The sequence below is a fragment of the Paenibacillus sp. BIHB 4019 genome (assembly GCF_002741035.1).
In the GTDB taxonomy this organism is placed as follows: Bacteria; Bacillota; Bacilli; order Paenibacillales; family Paenibacillaceae; genus Pristimantibacillus.
On record NZ_CP016808.1, the window covers coordinates 6088053 to 6105025 of the forward strand.

At 50.5% G+C, this 16973-nt stretch carries 11 protein-coding genes and 1 riboswitch; of the genes, 2 read left to right on the forward strand and 9 right to left on the reverse strand.

Annotated elements, in window-relative coordinates; all coding sequences use genetic code 11:
- Positions 1 to 3: 3 nt before the first annotated feature.
- The 7 genes from BBD42_RS26345 to BBD42_RS26375 all read right to left on the reverse strand — a co-directional run bounded on the left by BBD42_RS26345 (position 4) and on the right by BBD42_RS26375 (position 13204).
- On the reverse strand, positions 4 to 1119 hold the full coding sequence (locus BBD42_RS26345) for a sirohydrochlorin chelatase (RefSeq protein WP_099520593.1): 1116 nt from the start codon (positions 1117 to 1119) through the stop codon (positions 4 to 6).
- A 24-nt stretch (positions 1120 to 1143) separates the two neighbouring features.
- Entirely contained in the window at positions 1144 to 2985 is a 1842-nt protein-coding gene (cobJ, locus tag BBD42_RS26350; protein ID WP_099520594.1) for a precorrin-3B C(17)-methyltransferase, read from the reverse strand.
- A gap of 165 nt (positions 2986 to 3150) precedes the next feature.
- Positions 3151 to 3298, reverse strand: a riboswitch (cobalamin riboswitch).
- A gap of 135 nt (positions 3299 to 3433) precedes the next feature.
- A complete protein-coding gene (locus BBD42_RS26355; protein ID WP_099520595.1) occupies positions 3434 to 3703 on the reverse strand; it encodes a hypothetical protein in 270 nt (89 codons plus the stop codon).
- A gap of 23 nt (positions 3704 to 3726) precedes the next feature.
- The gene (locus tag BBD42_RS26360; RefSeq protein WP_099520596.1) at positions 3727 to 4200 is read right to left on the reverse strand and encodes a DUF6376 family protein; all 474 of its coding nucleotides are present in this window, start codon (positions 4198 to 4200) and stop codon (positions 3727 to 3729) included.
- A 319-nt stretch (positions 4201 to 4519) separates the two neighbouring features.
- On the reverse strand, positions 4520 to 9595 hold the full coding sequence (locus BBD42_RS26365; protein WP_099520597.1) for a leucine-rich repeat protein: 5076 nt from the start codon (positions 9593 to 9595) through the stop codon (positions 4520 to 4522).
- Between the two features lie 784 nt (positions 9596 to 10379).
- Positions 10380 to 10703, reverse strand: a complete 324-nt coding sequence (locus tag BBD42_RS26370) for a hypothetical protein (protein WP_099520598.1) — start codon at positions 10701 to 10703, stop codon at positions 10380 to 10382.
- Between the two features lie 260 nt (positions 10704 to 10963).
- The gene (locus tag BBD42_RS26375) at positions 10964 to 13204 is read right to left on the reverse strand and encodes an MMPL family transporter (protein ID WP_481855902.1); all 2241 of its coding nucleotides are present in this window, start codon (positions 13202 to 13204) and stop codon (positions 10964 to 10966) included.
- A gap of 135 nt (positions 13205 to 13339) precedes the next feature.
- Here BBD42_RS26375 and BBD42_RS26380 point away from each other — a divergent pair, with 135 nt between their 5' ends.
- Positions 13340 to 13954: a TetR/AcrR family transcriptional regulator gene (locus BBD42_RS26380; RefSeq protein WP_172455642.1), complete on the forward strand. Its 615-nt coding sequence runs from the start codon at positions 13340 to 13342 to the stop codon at positions 13952 to 13954.
- 169 nt (positions 13955 to 14123) lie between these two features.
- Here the strand turns inward: BBD42_RS26380 and BBD42_RS26385 are convergent, their stop codons facing one another.
- The gene (locus BBD42_RS26385; RefSeq protein ID WP_099520601.1) at positions 14124 to 14912 is read right to left on the reverse strand and encodes an undecaprenyl-diphosphate phosphatase; all 789 of its coding nucleotides are present in this window, start codon (positions 14910 to 14912) and stop codon (positions 14124 to 14126) included.
- 200 nt (positions 14913 to 15112) lie between these two features.
- Between BBD42_RS26385 and BBD42_RS26390 the strand changes: the two genes are divergently transcribed.
- Positions 15113 to 15646 carry a hypothetical protein gene (locus BBD42_RS26390; RefSeq protein WP_099520602.1) on the forward strand — a complete coding sequence of 178 codons (534 nt, stop codon included), beginning with the start codon at positions 15113 to 15115 and terminating at the stop codon, positions 15644 to 15646.
- On the opposite strand, the gene BBD42_RS26395 is transcribed toward BBD42_RS26390, so the two are convergent.
- Positions 15641 to 16927: a hemolysin family protein gene (locus BBD42_RS26395; protein ID WP_099520603.1), complete on the reverse strand. Its 1287-nt coding sequence runs from the start codon at positions 16925 to 16927 to the stop codon at positions 15641 to 15643. The two genes, BBD42_RS26390 and BBD42_RS26395, sit on opposite strands and share 6 nt — an antisense overlap.
- Positions 16928 to 16973 lie beyond the last annotated feature (46 nt).

Genomic DNA, 16973 nt, shown 5'->3' on the forward strand with positions numbered 1-16973 from the left:
AACTTAACCCTCCCCGACAAGCGTAGCCGCCTTGGACGGATCTTTTTTCTTCTGTGCATCTTCCTTACCATCATCAGCAGCAAGCTCGCCGATTTCAAGATGCTCGTGCTCGTGGTGATCATGGTCATGGTGGTCATGATTATGCTCGTGCGTATGGCCCTCATGATGCTCGTGATCATGCGCATGGTGTTCATGATCGTGATGATGGTCATGGCCATGGTCGTGTGCATGGTGTTCATGACCGTGGTCGTGATCATGATGATCATGGTGGTGGTCGTGATGGTCGTGGTCGTGATCATGGTGGTGGTGATGGTCATGGTCTTTCATCGCTTGCAGGCGGAACTGGCACATATCGCAGTTCATCTTCACTTCGTCCTGCAGCGCTTCTGCTGCGCGGTCTTTCAAAATCTCTTTAAGCAGCGGGTGGAAGCCGAAATATTCTGCAAGCACAAATTCCGTATCCGGATATGCAGCCGTATATTGCTCCATCGCCGCTTCCATCCGTTTAATTAAGACACCGGTAAACAGGAAATAAGGCAGTATAATGACTTTGCGGGCGCCCAGCTTGAGGCAGCGCTCTACCCCTTCATCCATCAAAGGTGCCGTAACGCCAATAAAGGCGGTTTCGACCCATTTCACTTTTAGACGCTCCCAGAACAAGCGGGAAATTTTGAATAGCTCACTGTTCGCATCCGCATCGCTGCTGCCCCGGCCGACGATCAAAATAGCCGTATCCGCAAGCTCGCTTTCCTCTGCGACAACCGCTTCGCCAAGGCGGGAGGTCAAAATTTCCAGTACCTGATCGTGAACGCCAATCGGCCGTCCATAAATAATATTTACAGCTGGGTAACGCAGCTTTGCTTCATCAATTGCCGCAGGCATATGCAGCTTTGCATGCCCTGCCGAAAATAACGTAATCGGAATGACGGCGATCCTGGTCGCCCCTTTTGCTACGCAAATATCAAAGCCCTGCTTCATCGTCGGCGTGACAAACTCCAGAAAGCACAGCTCTACCATATCTGCTTTCAGTGTTGACGCTACAGAGGCGACAAACTCGCGCACCTCTTCATTGCCTCTCTCATCCCGGCTTCCGTGCCCTACAAACAAAACCGCATCCATCTTCCTTCATCTCCCTTGCTGTCGCTAGTCTCCGCACAATGCGTCTTCGATATGAAAAACAGGCAGCTCCTGATAGCGATAGCCTTCTATTTGACCCATTCGTTTGAAAAATTTATGAAAGCGCTCATTCGGATGTCCTTCCGATTTATAAAGCGCAATAATGCGTTCAATCAGTGGCACGATTTCGTCGACGGCAATGCCTTCGGCAACTGGCTGCGCGGCATGCGCGTTGCGGCCGACGGTTTTTCCGCCGAGGAACAAATCGAATTTGCCACGGCGATACACGATGCCGATATCCTCGTTTACTGCGCCATAACATGCCATGCCGCAGCCATTGAACCCGATGCGCAGCTCCTTCGGCATTGCCATGCCGCCGATCTTGTCTTGCAGCTCATCGGCATAAGGCACCGATTCCGCCTTCTCCAGATTGCAAAAATCGCAAGCCTTCAATTGCAGTACATCACCGATTGGAGCTAGGCTGAGCCCATCCGCACGCAGCTGCGCCGTCACACTGTCCGGGTCCGATGTCGGAATTCGCACCAGCAAATGATGATGCGGCGTATATTCAATCGAACCCTTCTCGCCAACAGCCTGCGCCAATGCTACGAGCTGCTGGGGCGTAAAATTTTTCGTCGCGACACCTGGGCTTACTGCAAACTCAAGCACCGATTGCTGCGCAAACACAGGCATAGGGCTCGATACTGCGCCAAACGCCGCACTAGGCTCGATACCTTTGCTGCGATCATTCAGGAGCACCGCTTCCATCGCCAAATGCAGAGGCGATACTGCCGGTACCGGGGCAGCCTCTGCCCTCATCGAAACGGCTGTATTTATTGGGGCTGGTGCCGGATTCACGGGCACAACCGGGGGTGCTACAGCAACCGCTACTCCGCTGCCCTGTCCATTACCATTTCTCGGTTCGTCTGTCGCAACCGCCTGCGGCTCCTCCCGCTCGAGCAGCTGGTCCGTCGCGTCATATTCATCCGCGCGATAGCCCCCGTCCGCTGGAAGCTCAGGCATTCCTGCCGTATGAAGCGCCCATGGCTCATTCTTCTCTTGCAGACGCTGGTGGGGCTTCAAAGGCTGAGCCCCTTCGCCTAGCGTATATTTGCGCTGATAGCCGCGCGGCGTAATCATTAGCCCGTCATAATTGACAGTAGTAGAGTTGCCGATAACGACTGTTGTCAGCATGCCGATATCATGGTCAAGCATCCGAGAAAGAGTCGTCACGACAATGTCTTCACGGTCGCGGTACGCGCTTTTCACAATGCCTACCGGCGTATCTGGCGAGCGGTATTTGAGCAAAATCCGCTGAGTCTCCACGATTTGCCGCGTTCTTCTGCCACTGCGCGGGTTATAAAGCGCAATGACGAAATCCGCTTGTCCGGCCGCTTCTACCCTGCGCGCAATAAGCTCCCAAGGCGTCAAATGATCGCTCAGGCTGATCGTGCAAGCATCATGCATTATCGGCGCGCCAAGCAGGGATGCTGTCGAGTTAATGGCAGAAATGCCGGGAATCACTTCAACCTCTACCCCGCCATTACGCTTCCAGCCTTTCTCAATCAGCACCTCATACACGAGTCCTGCCATGCCGTATACGCCCGCATCGCCGCTTGATATAACGGCTACCTTCTTGCCGTTCTCCGCTTGGCGCACCGCTTCCTGCGCCCGGCTGACCTCCTCTGTCATCCCCGTACGCACAATCGCCTGATCGCTGATTAGCTCCCGAATCAAGTCGACATACGTATTATAGCCGATGACAATATCGCTCTCCTGAATCGCTTCACGGGCGCGTTTCGTAATATGCTCGAAGCTCCCTGGGCCGAATCCGATAATTAACAGCTTGCCGACGCCTGCTTCACTCATTGATGCCCAACTCCTTCTATGTAGCAATTTACAATTTCTATCCAACAAAAAAAGCACCTCTAACAATATGTGTTAGAAATGCTTGAAAAGACCAATGTCCTTGTTAAACGCAGACAGCGAAGGGCCATCCAATCTCTAACACCTTCCTAATATCCACGTAGGTTTACAGTGTCGTTGAAATAAGCAGGTCTCCTGGCTTTGAAGCGTTAGGGCTTCACACAGTGGCGGGTCCGCGCCGGTCTCTCACCGACTTCCCTATTAAGTCAACTTGGGCGCTTTGGCGCCTGCTGACACTTATTCCCTTCCTATTAAATTGTAATCTTAATGATAACATTAGATTGTATGATCGACAAGTGCGTTTATGCCATCAGCCTTGGCGCAAATAGAGCCGGCGCAAGCACGGACAGCATGTCCAGGCTGACGCCAGCTCTATTTTTTTCCGGGCTATTTATTTCTTCTCCAGCGTGTCCCAAGCCGCTTTCACGAGGGAATCAAACAGCTCATCGTCCTCTTCCAGCTCATCCTCAACCGCCAAAAGATCTTCTTCCTTGCCCGATTCATTCAGAAAAAACAAACCGTAGCCCCACTCTGTCGCCTTGCGGCTGTGAAGGGTAATTTCGTATTGGTTCGTCTGGCCCTCTACTTCAAAATGAACCTTGCCTACGAAACCAGATTCCTTGGAGTTCGTCATGCTAGCATGCAAAATGTTAACTTTCATCTTCCATTCTTCCTCTCTTTACGTTACGACACCAGCTGCTGTAGTTGGTTCACTTGATTTAACAGCTCGTTGATTTTGTTAATCGTATTTGGAATTTCCGTTGCGTCAACCAATGCTTTGCCGTCTTCGATCTGCTTCAGCACCGCATCAATGCTGTCCTGCAGCTTCAAATTATAATCGACCACGGTCTGATGGACGTCCTTGGCAAAATCTGGCGCTTGCAGCTCGCCAAACTGCTTGATCGACTCCTGCACCGCTACCAGCTGTTCCTTATAATCAGCGCGTGCACTCGCATCGTTTACGGCTTGCTCCGCAAGCTGCGTCGCCTGCTCGCTAAAGCTCGTGAGCGTCTGCATGTATGTTGCTGCCCCCGTCACATAATCGGCCGAGCTCGATACGGAATTAACCGCCTGTTTGGCATCCTCAAATAACGAGCATCCTCCTAATAATAACATTCCAATGATTAAAAGTATGCTTTTTCCTGAACGAATGGCCATGTTTAATCTCTTCCTTTCCGCCTGTCTTGCACAGAGCACTACTTATACGGCAGATGCGTCCAAACGGTTGCATTTCGTCTTATTAATAAGCTTGTCCATCATTTATGTGGGCTATAAGATCAAATGAGACTAAAACAGCCCGAAAATTTCGTGGATTTCATTTAGACCATTTTCTTGTCAACCGACATTTCACATATACCTGCCAGTTACTTGTACGACGAAAAGGAGCTGCCACGAGGCAAGCTCCTTCCCTATCGTTATACAGACGATTCTATGAATGAGTATCTCGATTAATTTGGGATGGATTACTTTGCTTGATTTAATCGATAAAATGTACATATTGCAGGAACCTTTTCAGTATAACCGCTGCCTGCGCCCTCGTTACATTCTCCCTCGGGGCAAAGCGTCCGTCTTCCATTCCTTTCATAATGCCGTCTTTCGATGCTCGGGCTACCGCAGCTTGCGCCCATGAAGAAACGGAGTCTCCATCCGTGAAAGCATCCAGATGGCCTCCCTCTTGCCCATCGCTACCCGTTCCATGGCTGGTGAAGGTTAAGGCGCCAGCAATCACAACGGCCATTTGCTCGCGGGTAATTGGATCGTTAGGCGCAAAACGGCCGCCACCGATGCCGCTAACCAGCCCGCTAGCCACTGCCGCATTTACTGCAGATGCATACCATGCGGATGCAGGGACATCCGCAAAACGATCACCGCCCTTGCTCTCCTTCACGGATAGCCCTAGCGCACGAACGAGCAAGGCTGAGAATTCCGCTCGTGTAATGGTTCCCTCTGAGTCAAATCGGCCGGCCGCCACGCCGTTCACCAGCAGCTTGGACGCCAGATGCTCCACATCCGCTTTCGCCCAGTGTCCGGTTAAATCGGCGAACGTTCGGGCTTGAACATTTACGACTGTGTACAAGCTGTTATGTGGCACGTTCAGAATCGCTTCGATAGTGCCGTCTGGACCGGTTTCCATCTTTGCCGGAACAAAAACGACGGTTCCGTTTTCCGGGATATACTGAATGGCAACCAGGTTACGGTTTGTGTTCTCTCGGTCCAACTTAATGGTCCGGATCGAGTACGATCCGCCATAGTCGTGCACCTCCAACATTTGCCCGTTTGCTTCGACCAACACTTTATAGTCGATGACGTTGGCGAAAACAGAAAAACCTTGGGAAACGCCGATCTGATCAATTTCTTGTCGAATATGCTCGCCGGCCAGTACCTGTATGATGTTCACGGTCAAATTCGATATTTCCGCGTCGAGACGCTCCGCCAAGCCGATCAGATCGATCGCACTTAACCGCAATTGGTAGCTAGAATCGTTCAGCCTCACCTCGATAATTGTATTAGGATTAGCTTTGACCATATCCGCGATCCAGTCAGCTTGAAACTGTGCCTGTACCGCTTGCTCCCGATTGCCGATTATAATGCTGACAAACGGTTCCATCGCATTTTTCAGGAGTTCCAGCACTTGCTTTCTTGTCCGTTCGGGGAGGATGACTTGCTCGATCACCGTGCCGTCCGAACGCTTGACTTGTTTGCTGTCGGATGGATCGACAAAAATTGTAATCCCGCCATTCGCATCTAACTTCACAGTCGTCCCCGATGTGACCGGTCGATTGCCGTTTTCCGACGAAGATGGGGTTGAGATTCCAGTAACAGTGATGGTTTTCACTGCTTCATTGCCTGCTTCGTCTAGGGCATAAACGGTATAGTCGCCGTTTGCAGTAATGGTGAATTGAGGTGTGGCCAAAATATCGGTTCCTTTCGTTCCGCCGGCAAAATCAACCCCACTAAGACTTCCAGGCAGCCATCGGAGCTGCGTCAGCGCATTTCCCGCAGCTCCGCCGTACACGCTTGCCATCACACTAATCGCTTTACGTTCCGATCCGTTCGGTGCAACCGTCAGAGCAACTTCGGGCGGTATCGCCACGATACGTATTCCGTTCGTGTCCGGTGCTACGTAAGTTAGCGAAGCCGGGAGTCCGCTGGAGGTACGAACGATGCTTGCACCGTTCGGGAGCTCCAATGATGCAGCAACTTTTATTCCGTCAACATCCGCGAGCCCAGCGGGAACTTCGAATTCGAAAGTAAGTTTTGTCACTGCCTCGCCGCGCGCTCCCATATATGGGGCATATACCGTCTGACTGGAGGAATTGTCTCCAACCATGATAGGAACGACCGGTGTCCCTATCACGGTTACTTCATATCCGTAAAATACCGTAAAGCGAAGCGTGTCGCTCGGTCCGTACAAATCATTGGCCGATGCGGTTAGCACCATCCCCACCCAAGCGGCTTCAAATACCGCCATAGCGTCGTTCAAACTGACAGCAGCTTCATCCAAACGAGTCTGAGATTGATTTTCCGCATCGTCGGAAACAGCCTGCGCTGCATCTATCGCGGTCTGGAAGGCAGCGCGGTCTCCTGCTGATGTCTCCCCTACATCCGTACCTTCTGGATGATCCGTCAACGCCTGCTGCGCCGCTGCGATCGCCGTGTCCAGCGCCGTTGGAATGCCCGCTTGTATAACAGCGGTATTAAAGACTTGAACCGCTGCATTTAACTGGCTAACGGCAGTATCCAGTTGATCCTGCGTGTAATTGCCCGCGTTATCGAGAATCTGCTGCGCCGCATCTATCGCAGTTTCGAGCGCGGTGCGCGTTCCTGCCAAAGTTTGCCCTACATCCGTACCTTGCGGATGATCCGTCAATGCCTGCTGCGCCGCCGTGATCGCCGCCCCCAGCGCCGTTGGAATGCCCGCTTGAATAACAGCAGAATTATAGACTTGAACCGCTGCATTTAACTCGTTAACTGCCGTATCCAGTTGAGCTTGCGTGTAATTGCCCGCGTTATCGAGAATCTGCTGCGCCGCATCGATCGCAGTTTCCAGCGCGGTGCGCGTTCCTGCCGAAGTCTGCCCTACATCCGTACCTTGCGGGTGATCCATCAACGCCTGCTGCGCCGCCGTAATCGCCACGTCCAGCGCCGTTGGAACACCCGCTTGTATAATAGCAGCATTAAAGACTTGAACCGCTGAATCTAACTGGCTAACGGCAGTATCCAGTTGATCCTGCGTGTAATTACCCGCGTTATCAAGAATCTGCTGCGCCGCATCCATCACGGTTTCCAGCACGGTGCGGTCTCCTGCCGAAGTCTGCCCTACATCTGTACCTTGCGGATGATCCGTCAATGCCTGCTGCGCCGCCGTGATCGCCGCGTCCAGCGCCGTTGGAACACCCGCTTGTATAACAGCAGCATTAAAGACTTGAACCGCTGCATTTAACTGGCTAACGGCAGTATCCAGTTGATCCTGTGTATAATTACCCGCGTTATCTAGAATCTGCTGTGCCGCATTGGTTGCGGACTGCAGTGCGGTGCGCGTTCCCGCTGACACCTGCCCCACGTTCACCCCTTGCGGATGATCCGTCAACGCCTGCTGCGCCGCCATGATCGCCGCGTCCAGCGCCGTTGGAACACCCGCTTGTATAACAGCGGCATTGAAGATTTGAACCGCTGCATTTAACTGATTAACAGCAGTATCCAGTTGATCCTGCGTGTAATTGCCCGCGTTATCGAAAATCTGCTGCGCCGCATCCTTCGCAGTTTCCAGCACGGTGCGATTTCCTGCTGAAGTCTGCCCTACATCCGTACCTTGCGGATGATTCGTTAACGCCTGCTGCGCAACCGTGATTGCCACGCCAAGCGCCGTAGGAACACCCGCTTGTATAACAGCGGCATTGAAGACTTGAACCGCTGCATTCAACTGGTTAACTGCCGTATCCAGTTGATCCTGCGTGTAATTGCCTGCATTATCGAGAATCTGCTGTGCCGCATTGGATGCGGACTGCAGTGCGGTGCGCGCCCCCGCTGACGCCTGCCCCACGTTCACCCCTTGTGGATGATCCGTCAACGCCTGCTGCGCCGCCGTGATCGCCGCCCCCAGCGCCGTTGGAATGCCCGTTTGAAGAACAGCGGCATTGAAGACTTGAACCGCTGCATTTAACTGGTTAACTGCCGTATCCAGTTGATCCTGCGTGTAATTGCCCGCGTTATCTAGAATCTGCTGCGCCGCATTGGTTGCGGACTGCAGTGCGGTGCGCGTTCCCGCTGACACCTGCCCCACGTTCTCCCCTTGCGGGTGATCCGTCAACGCCTGCTGCGCAACCTTGATCGCCGCGTCCAGCGCAGTCGGAACACCCGCTTGTATAACAGCGGCATTAAAGACTTGAACCGCTGCATTCAACTGGTTAACGGCAGTATCCAGTTGATCCTGCGTGTAATTGCCCGCGTTATCGAGAATCTGCTGCGCCGCATTGGTTGCGGACTGCAGTGCGGTGCGCGTTCCCGCTGACACCTGCCCCACGTTCACCCCTTGCGGATGATCCGTCAATGCCTGCTGTGTCGCCGCGATCATCGCTGCCAATGCCGCGGGATTGCCAGCCTGGACGATTTGCGCATTGAATGCCGCGATTGAAGAAGTCAGAGGAGTTGCGGCGTTAGCCAAGTCGGAGGCGATGGTGGCATTCCCGATTCTGTCGATAAAAAGCATGGCTGCGTCATAGTCTGCCGATAAGTCGTTGTAGGCATTGGCCGAAACTTGTCCTACGCTGGTGCCTACCAGGTAACTTTTCAACAACGACTTGGCGCTAGAGACCGCTTGAAAAAACGCCGTTCCGTCCACAAACGTATGTCCGTTGCTCGACGCATAAACGGCTACGGGAGAATTCGCAATTCCGAATATTTTCAGATTGCCCGGGTTACCCGCAAATACCCCTGTCCCAAAAGTTGTTGCATTGCCTAACACAGTTATGCTTGTTAAGTTGTTATTATAGAATGAACTACTGGCGACATTCGTTACGCTGGCCGGGATAACAAGTTTCGTAATGTGATTGGTGTCGAAAGCCCCGCCATTAATCGTCTTCAAATTTTCCGATAATTTAATTGATGTCAAATTATTCATATAAAAAGAATAGTTGCCGATCGTCGTCACACTATCTGGAAAAACGACTGTTGTAAGCGGATTGTTCTCGAATGCGCTGGCGCCGATCGTTGTCAAACTGTCTGGAAGGTCTATGGAAGTGAGGCCAGTATAACGGAATCCATACGTTTGAATTACCTTTACGTTGTTTGGAATCACGACGCTCGTAATTTTAGGTTTTCCTGTACCGTACGTATCAAATGCTGATCTCCCAATTTCGGTTACCGTCGTACCCGCGTACTCAGCGGGAATAACCACATTCAGATCGGTACCCCTGTAGTCCGTGACCGTTGCGCCATTGGAACCGATTGTAAAAGTAAAATCGTTCTCATCTGCATAAACAGGTATAATCTGCGAAAATGAAGTCCCGAACGTAAATAATGCAATTAATAGACATATGACTGATTTTTTCATGATTTTTCTCCTTTACTTTAACGCTTGAAATGAGATGACGAAGAGCAGAAAATTGTCGGAAGAGCGGGATAGAGATAGGTTTCTGCAACTGGATGGCAACTACATTTGATTATAACGAAGGCTAATAAAAGAATAATGAAAGAATAATGAAAAAATGAGCCAATTTCGCGCAGTATCAATACTTACGGATTTTTCACGTTTTTGTAAAGCCGCTTTTGAAAAATGCCGTAATATCTAAAAGTGATATATTGGAGGGTCTCTTTGAATATTTTTGGCGAACGAACGAGAGGACATCGGAGTCGGGATAGTCAGGCAAATTAGTGTCTCAACGAGGCGATGTGAAGCATTCGGCAATCGGTTGCATGCTGTCGTCGATGCAGCCAACGCCAAATGACAAGAACTTGAGCATATACTAAAAAAGATCGTGATTTAGTTGGTTATAAAAATATCCCGATGTACCAAGGCTTTAAGCCACATCGGGACTGGCTAAGCTGTGACCAATCTATATTTCTAATCAATGACCAACTAAATCTCAAATCACAACTGTTACAACTGGTTGTTTTCCATGGTTTTGCCCTTTCGAATGATATAATACCCTACTAATTCAAAACGACATTATAATATGTATCAAAAAAAAATCTATTTCATTTTATATTACAATTAGCAATTTAGCAGAAAAATAAAGCATAAGCCGCAGATGGCTGAATCGCACGCTGGCTATTACATTCGTCTGCGGCATGACGATGCAGCCCTGTCAGGTAAGCTGCGCCACTTCTTTTGGCAGCTAGCGCTTTGACTTGAATACTTGCCGGCGCCATATGACAACGATGATTAGAAATAAAGCAATGGCACCTGTAAGCAGCCACCCCACCTGCTCATCATTGAGCTGATCTCCCGCAGCGGTTGCAGCCGGATCAGAAGCACCGTGGCCAGCATGCTCGTTACAGTTGGAGTCGGATGCTGGTGTAGTAGTCGCATTCGTCTGCTGCTCGGTATGTGCAGGTGTACAGACATCAGCGGCGGATACCGATAGCAGTGCAGAACTCCAGAGGCTTATTCCAATAAACAATACCATCAAGAAAGTTAGACTAAGGAACTTCTTTTGCATTTGGCGAACCCCCTTTGCGCTTTCGTTTCCCTATATTTTATTCCTGTGCGCCCAGAACGGAAGCTTGGCCAGTAGAATTTTCACAACTGTTAATGCTTATGCAAAAAAGAGCTAGCGTAAACGGCTGATGCCGTCCTTTGGCGGCAAAGCTATCGTTTCGCGCAACGCTATACTTCCCTATATTTAGAAAAAAGCGCCTCACTGCCTGATCTTTTCGACCAGACGGTAAGGCGCTTTGCTGCTGCAACAGATGCAGCGACTTAAACGATTTGTTTTTGCTTGCCAGGCTTGCTTTTTTCAGCTTCCACTAGCTCAGTCCTAGCCGGCCAGAAAGCTTTTTTGCCAAGCAGCGTTGTAATGGCTGGCACGAGGAATGGTCTTACAATGAACGTATCCATCAGCACGCCAATCGCTGTAATTACGCCGAACTGCACCAATACCTGAATAGGGAGCGTCGCTAGAACCGCGAACGTAGCAGCAAGGATCAACCCTGCGGACGTAATGACGCCGCCAGTCTCTGCTACACCTTCGCGAATGGCTTGCTTGAGCGGCATTTTCGCTTTTTTCTTCCAAATGCTCGAAATCATAAAAATGTTATAGTCCTCGCCAAGAGCAATGAGGAACACGAAGGCATACAGCGGAATCGCTCCTTGAATCGCTTCTGCGCCCATACCATAATGCAAAATAATCCAGCCGAGGCCTAAAGCAGAGCCAAATGACAATAATACGGTGGCAATTAAATAAAGGGCTGCAACGATGGAGCGCAAATATACGATGAGCAGCACTAAAATCATCCCAATGACGAGCGGGATAATGACTTTATTGTCCCGGTCGGTCAACAGCTGCGAATCATGCTGCGTTGCCGTCTGTCCGCCTACCCATACTTTGGCCGCCGCGCTCTCCACGCCTGCTTTATCCAGCGCTTCCTCTGCTGCTCCGCGAAGAAGCGGAACCAGATCCATGGCCTCCTGCGAGTAAGGATTAATGTTTAGCGTTACCTGAACGGATTGCAAATTGGGGTCCTCTTCACTTTGAACCGGCTCCGATACGGAATCAACGAGATCCATATCCGAAAGGCTGGCGACTAGCTCTACCGGCTTGCCCTCGGTTTGAGCCGCCACGGTTATTGGAGCCAATTGGCCTGGTGTGAAAGCTGTTGAAATCGTATCAAAGCCTTCACGCGAAGGCATATCTTTCGGGAAGGACGACAATAAATCATACGTAAACTTAACCTGTGGAGCAAAACCAGCCAGCGCACCGAGAAAAATAACGCTCGCGATAACAACGGTCCAAGGCTTCGCCACGACCAGGCTTCCTACTGCTGTGCCCAGCTTGCTGCCTTGGCGGCGCGGGCGAAACGGCTTGCTGCGCTTCTCTGCCCGCTGCTGCTGCATACCTTCGGTGCGGGGAATGAACGGGAAAAATGAAGCCCTTCCCATAATGGACAATAGCGCAGGCACAAGTGTCAGGCTGGCAATGCCCATAATGAAAATAGACAAGCTGAATGGAATAGCAAAGCGCTGGTAAGCACCATATTTGGCGGCAAGCAGCGCCAGCAAGGACAGAACGACCGTGAAGCCGCTCATTGCAATCGCTCCTGATGCATCACGGAAGGCGATTTTGAGCGCCGTCATCTTATTGTCTTCCCGCTCCAGCTCTTGGCGGAAATGTGAAATAAAGAACAGGCAGTAGTCTGTGCCTGCACCAAACAACAGCACCGTCATGATCGAAATGGCTTGGGCATCTACTGTAATCCAGCCCTCTGATGCAAGCCAGCCGAGAATAGGACTCGTAACCAAATATGCGAACCCTACGCCTACAATCGGAACGACCGCCAAAATCGGCGAACGATAAATAAGCAATAGTAGAATAAGTACAATCAGCACCGTAGCAATAAGCAGCGATACATCCGCTCCTTTAAACAAGGCTGATGCGTCGACCTGAATGCCCACGGGCCCGCTGATTCTCGCACTCAGCGCATCAACACCCGTTGTTGCCGCGTCAAACGGGCTCGTGCCGCCTGCCGCTTCTTTAACAAGCTCTTGCATTTTCTCCAAATTGCTGCGCAAAATTTCCGTATCCGTATTTTCTGCAAAGGTAATCGGTTGAACAAGCGTGCCTCCGTCTTCCGATGCCAGCTTTGAGAGCGCAGGAGCCGGCATTTGATGCAGGGGCAGCAATTCTCCTTGTTCTGGCAGCGGCTGCTCGCTGAGGAGCTGCGACGTTTTCTGAATGAGCGCATAATCCTCTTCCGTAAGCCCGGCATCCCTATGCCATACAAGCAGGGCCGGCACACCAGCCCCATTCGGGAATTTATCCTTTATTAATTGATCTGCAAGCACGGACGGGCTGTCTGTTTCCAGATTGGGCGCATTATTTTTCTCTTGCCCACCAACAGCAGGAAGCCACATGGTTAAAGCCCCTGCAAGCACGATCCATACGATAACGGTAATCCAGCGTGTACGGCGGCCCGCAACCGCACTGCCTAATTTCTCTAGCATTACTCCCATCCTCCGTTTCACATCTTCAGTCATTTGGTTTAAAATAGATTTTGTAGACTAAATTAATTATATATACTCGAAGGTTAATTAATCAACTGCTTTTATTACAATTACATGAACATGGAGGGTCACGACATGGTAGATGAACAAGAAAAGCGCAAACCTGGCCGTCCAAAAGGCAGCAGCACCGCTCAAACGATGGAGAAAATTTTATTTACGGCATCGTATCAATTTATGGAGCTTGGCTTCGAGAAAGTATCGCTCGACGGCGTTGCCAAAGCATCCGGCGTTACCAAGGCGAGCGTCTACTACTATTTCAATAATAAAGCGGTGCTTTTTACCGAGGCGATTTTATTCGTCTTAAATATTGCTTACCAGCAAACGCGTAAAATCATTACCGGTTCCGGAGAGCTTAAGGACCGACTGCTTATTGTGGCTGAACGGCATATGGCGAACGCCCATGTCGACTTTGAAACGATGATGCGCGAAGCGGCTCCAGGCCTCACAGAGGAGCAAACGTTAACCATCCGTGCCGGAGAAGCCCGGCTCCATGAGCTGCTCGCTGGTATTTTTCAAGAGGCTATGGATAAAAAAGAGCTGGTTTCAGGCAACCCGCTGCTGCTTGCCCACGCCTATACCGCTATGCTGAGCATCCGCAACCGTAAAAAAGTTGTCAATGATGAAGCTTCACTCAAGCAAACGGCGCGCGAGCTGGTAGAACTGTTCTGGCATGGCGCCGCCCCCCATTAGTACGTGCGCCAGCTTGGAGGAGCTAGGCGGGCGTTCTAGCGGGCGTTCTAGCGATCCTTCTGCTTTACGCTGACGCTTGCCGCGAAACCATAAAAAAAGACTCCCTTCAGCCTCCAAGGGCGAAGAAAGTCTCCTAATGATTTAAGCTGCTGCTTTGTCCCGGCACCGGCTACAAAATAATAAAAGCAAACACGATGGCAAGCGCAAAGCGGTAGTAGGCGAACCAAGATAAACGCAGCTTTTTGATTAAATTAATAAAAGTAACGACAGCAATAAGTGCTACGATAAACGCGGTAATAAAACCAATCAAAAACAACGGCATATCCGCCATCGTCAGAAATTCACGGCTTTTAATCAGGTCTATTCCGCTTGCTCCCGCCATCATCGGCACCGATACGATAAATGTAAATTCTGCAGCAGCCTTCTGGCTCGCCCCGAAAAACATACCCCCCGATATCGTCGAACCGGAACGCGAGAAGCCCGGCCATAGCGCCAATACCTGGAAGCAGCCAATCGCAAGAGCCTGCTTGTACGACAGGTCATCCAGCTCTTCAGCCGTTACTTTCCGCTTAATCCGGTCAGCGAAGATCATCAGAATACCGCCTGCGACGAGACCAACCAATACCGTAGTTGTACTAAACAAATATTCTTTAATAAATCCATGAAATACGACACCGATTAGACCTGCCGGAAGCATAGCAAGCGCAATATGCAGCGCGTTCATCCCGGATGATTTGGAGAAGTTGAAGTTCAATAGCTTCAAGAACCTTTTGCGATAAAGCACCAGCACGGCCAGCACCGCTCCAAATTGAATGACGACCTCAAAGGTTTTCGCACGGTCTCCTGTAAAGTTAAGCAAATCCGCGAGTAAAATGAGATGCCCTGTCGATGATACAGGTAGAAACTCCGTCAAACCTTCCACGATTCCCATCAGAATCGCATTTAATAAATCCACCATTCTCCTGCCTCCTGCATCCTAATCTCTAATTTCTAATCTCAAATAAACTCTATTATTGTAACACATGACTTCCGCCAAGTCTTGCTCAGCAAGTCCCAGATTTTCGACAACGGAAGCTTGGTTTTTGCAACTAGTTATAAGGGCCTTCCGTATTAGTCGTGTGATATTTTCAACGTATGCCAAGAAGGGAGCCTGCACTATTGAATCAACAAGAAAACATGCCAAATAGCCCACTCCATAAAAGAGAAGGCGACCCGCTCGCGCTCACCAAGAGCGAAGTGATTATGCAGCCGGATATTACCGCTCAATTAAGCGGCACATGGAAAAAGCTCGCGTTTTGGATAAAAATGACGGCCGCTCTCACGATGCTGTTCGGCTTGTTTCAAACGATCGCCAGCCTGCTGCAATTTGGCCTCGGCACGATTGCCGGGCTGCTGGAAATCAGCATCGCCGTCGTCTTGTTCCTGCTAGGGAAACAGGTAGGCAAGCTTGCTGGCCATTCGGATGAAAATGCGATGCTCAAGCTGGCGCAGCGGCTGCTGCTTTATTTTCGGCTGCAAGCCGCCTTTATCGTTACGTTCGCTATCGTCTTCATGATCATTGCCGTGACCGTCATTCATTTTCTCGTGGATTGGGACTGGGCCATTAACCTTATGCAGCACGGGCGAAAAATGAACAAGCTGCTCTCGCGTCTGGAAAGCTTGTATAACATCGTTACGGGCTGGTTCTCATAGCGAACTGGAGACGATAATTTCGATTTTGCGAATGCGATGCGTCTCTTTCTCGCGAATGATGAATGTCAGCTCCGCATACGTCCACGCCTCCCCTACAGGGAGGTCGGGCATTCGGTTAAACAGCCAGCCGCCAATGGAATCCACCTCTTCACTTTCTAAATGGCTTCCCGTCGCTGTATTCACCTCGCTAATGAGCGCATTGCCATTTACCATAAACCTCCCCTCCCCTAGCTGGTCGATTTCCTTCACTTCATCCGCATCAAATTCATCGCGAATTTCGCCTACGATCTCTTCGATAATATCTTCAATCGTTATCAGCCCTGATGTCCCGCCATATTCATCGAGCAAAATCGACATATGCACCCGTTCCGTTTGCATCGTTCGCAGCAGCTTTTTAATCGGCATAACCTCCGGCATAAACATGACGGGCTGCATGAGCGAGCTTACCTCGGTCGTCTTCTGATCTACATAATGCATAAAAAACTGCTTCGTATTAATGACGCCGATAATATTATCCTTGCTCCCTTGCGCCACTGGAAAACGCGTATATTGCTCGCGTTTGATCGTCGCAACATTTTCCTCATGCGGCTTATCGCTATACAAGCACACCATGTCGGTACGCGGCACCATAATTTCTCTCGCCAGCCGCTCGTCGAATTCAAAAATCCGGTTCACATAGCTGAGCTCGCTTTTATTGATTTTGCCGCTTTCGTAGCTTTCGGACATAATATGCCGGATTTCCTCTTCGGAATGCGCTTCATGCTCATTAGCCGGCTTAAAGCCGACTAATCGCACCAGCCCATTTGCCGAACCATTCAACAGCCAGATGAACGGAAAAAACAGCCGGTAAAACCAAATGATGAGCGGCGCTGTGAACTGGCTAATTTGCTCAGACTTAATAATGGCCAGCGTCTTCGGCGCAAGCTCTCCAAGCACGACGTGCAGGTAGGTCACAAGACTAAAGGAAACGACAAAAGACAGCACATCGGCAAAATCGCCCACGACGCCCCAATGATGCAGCAGCGGATGCAGCACCTCATGAATCGTCGGCTCGCCGAGCCAGCCAAGTCCGAGCGCTGTTATCGTAATCCCTAGCTGGCAGGCCGACAAATAGCCATCCAAATTGTTAATGACCTTGTCTACCGCAGCCGCATTTTTCGCGCCTTCCGCGACCATTTGATGCACGCGGCTTGCCCGCAAACGGATGACAGCGAATTCAGTCGCCACAAAAAAAGCGGTAAAAATAAGCAAAATTACGAATACCGTCAGCTTCCAAATCATGCCGAATCTCCTCTGCCATTTTGGACTATGCCCTATTGTTTCCATG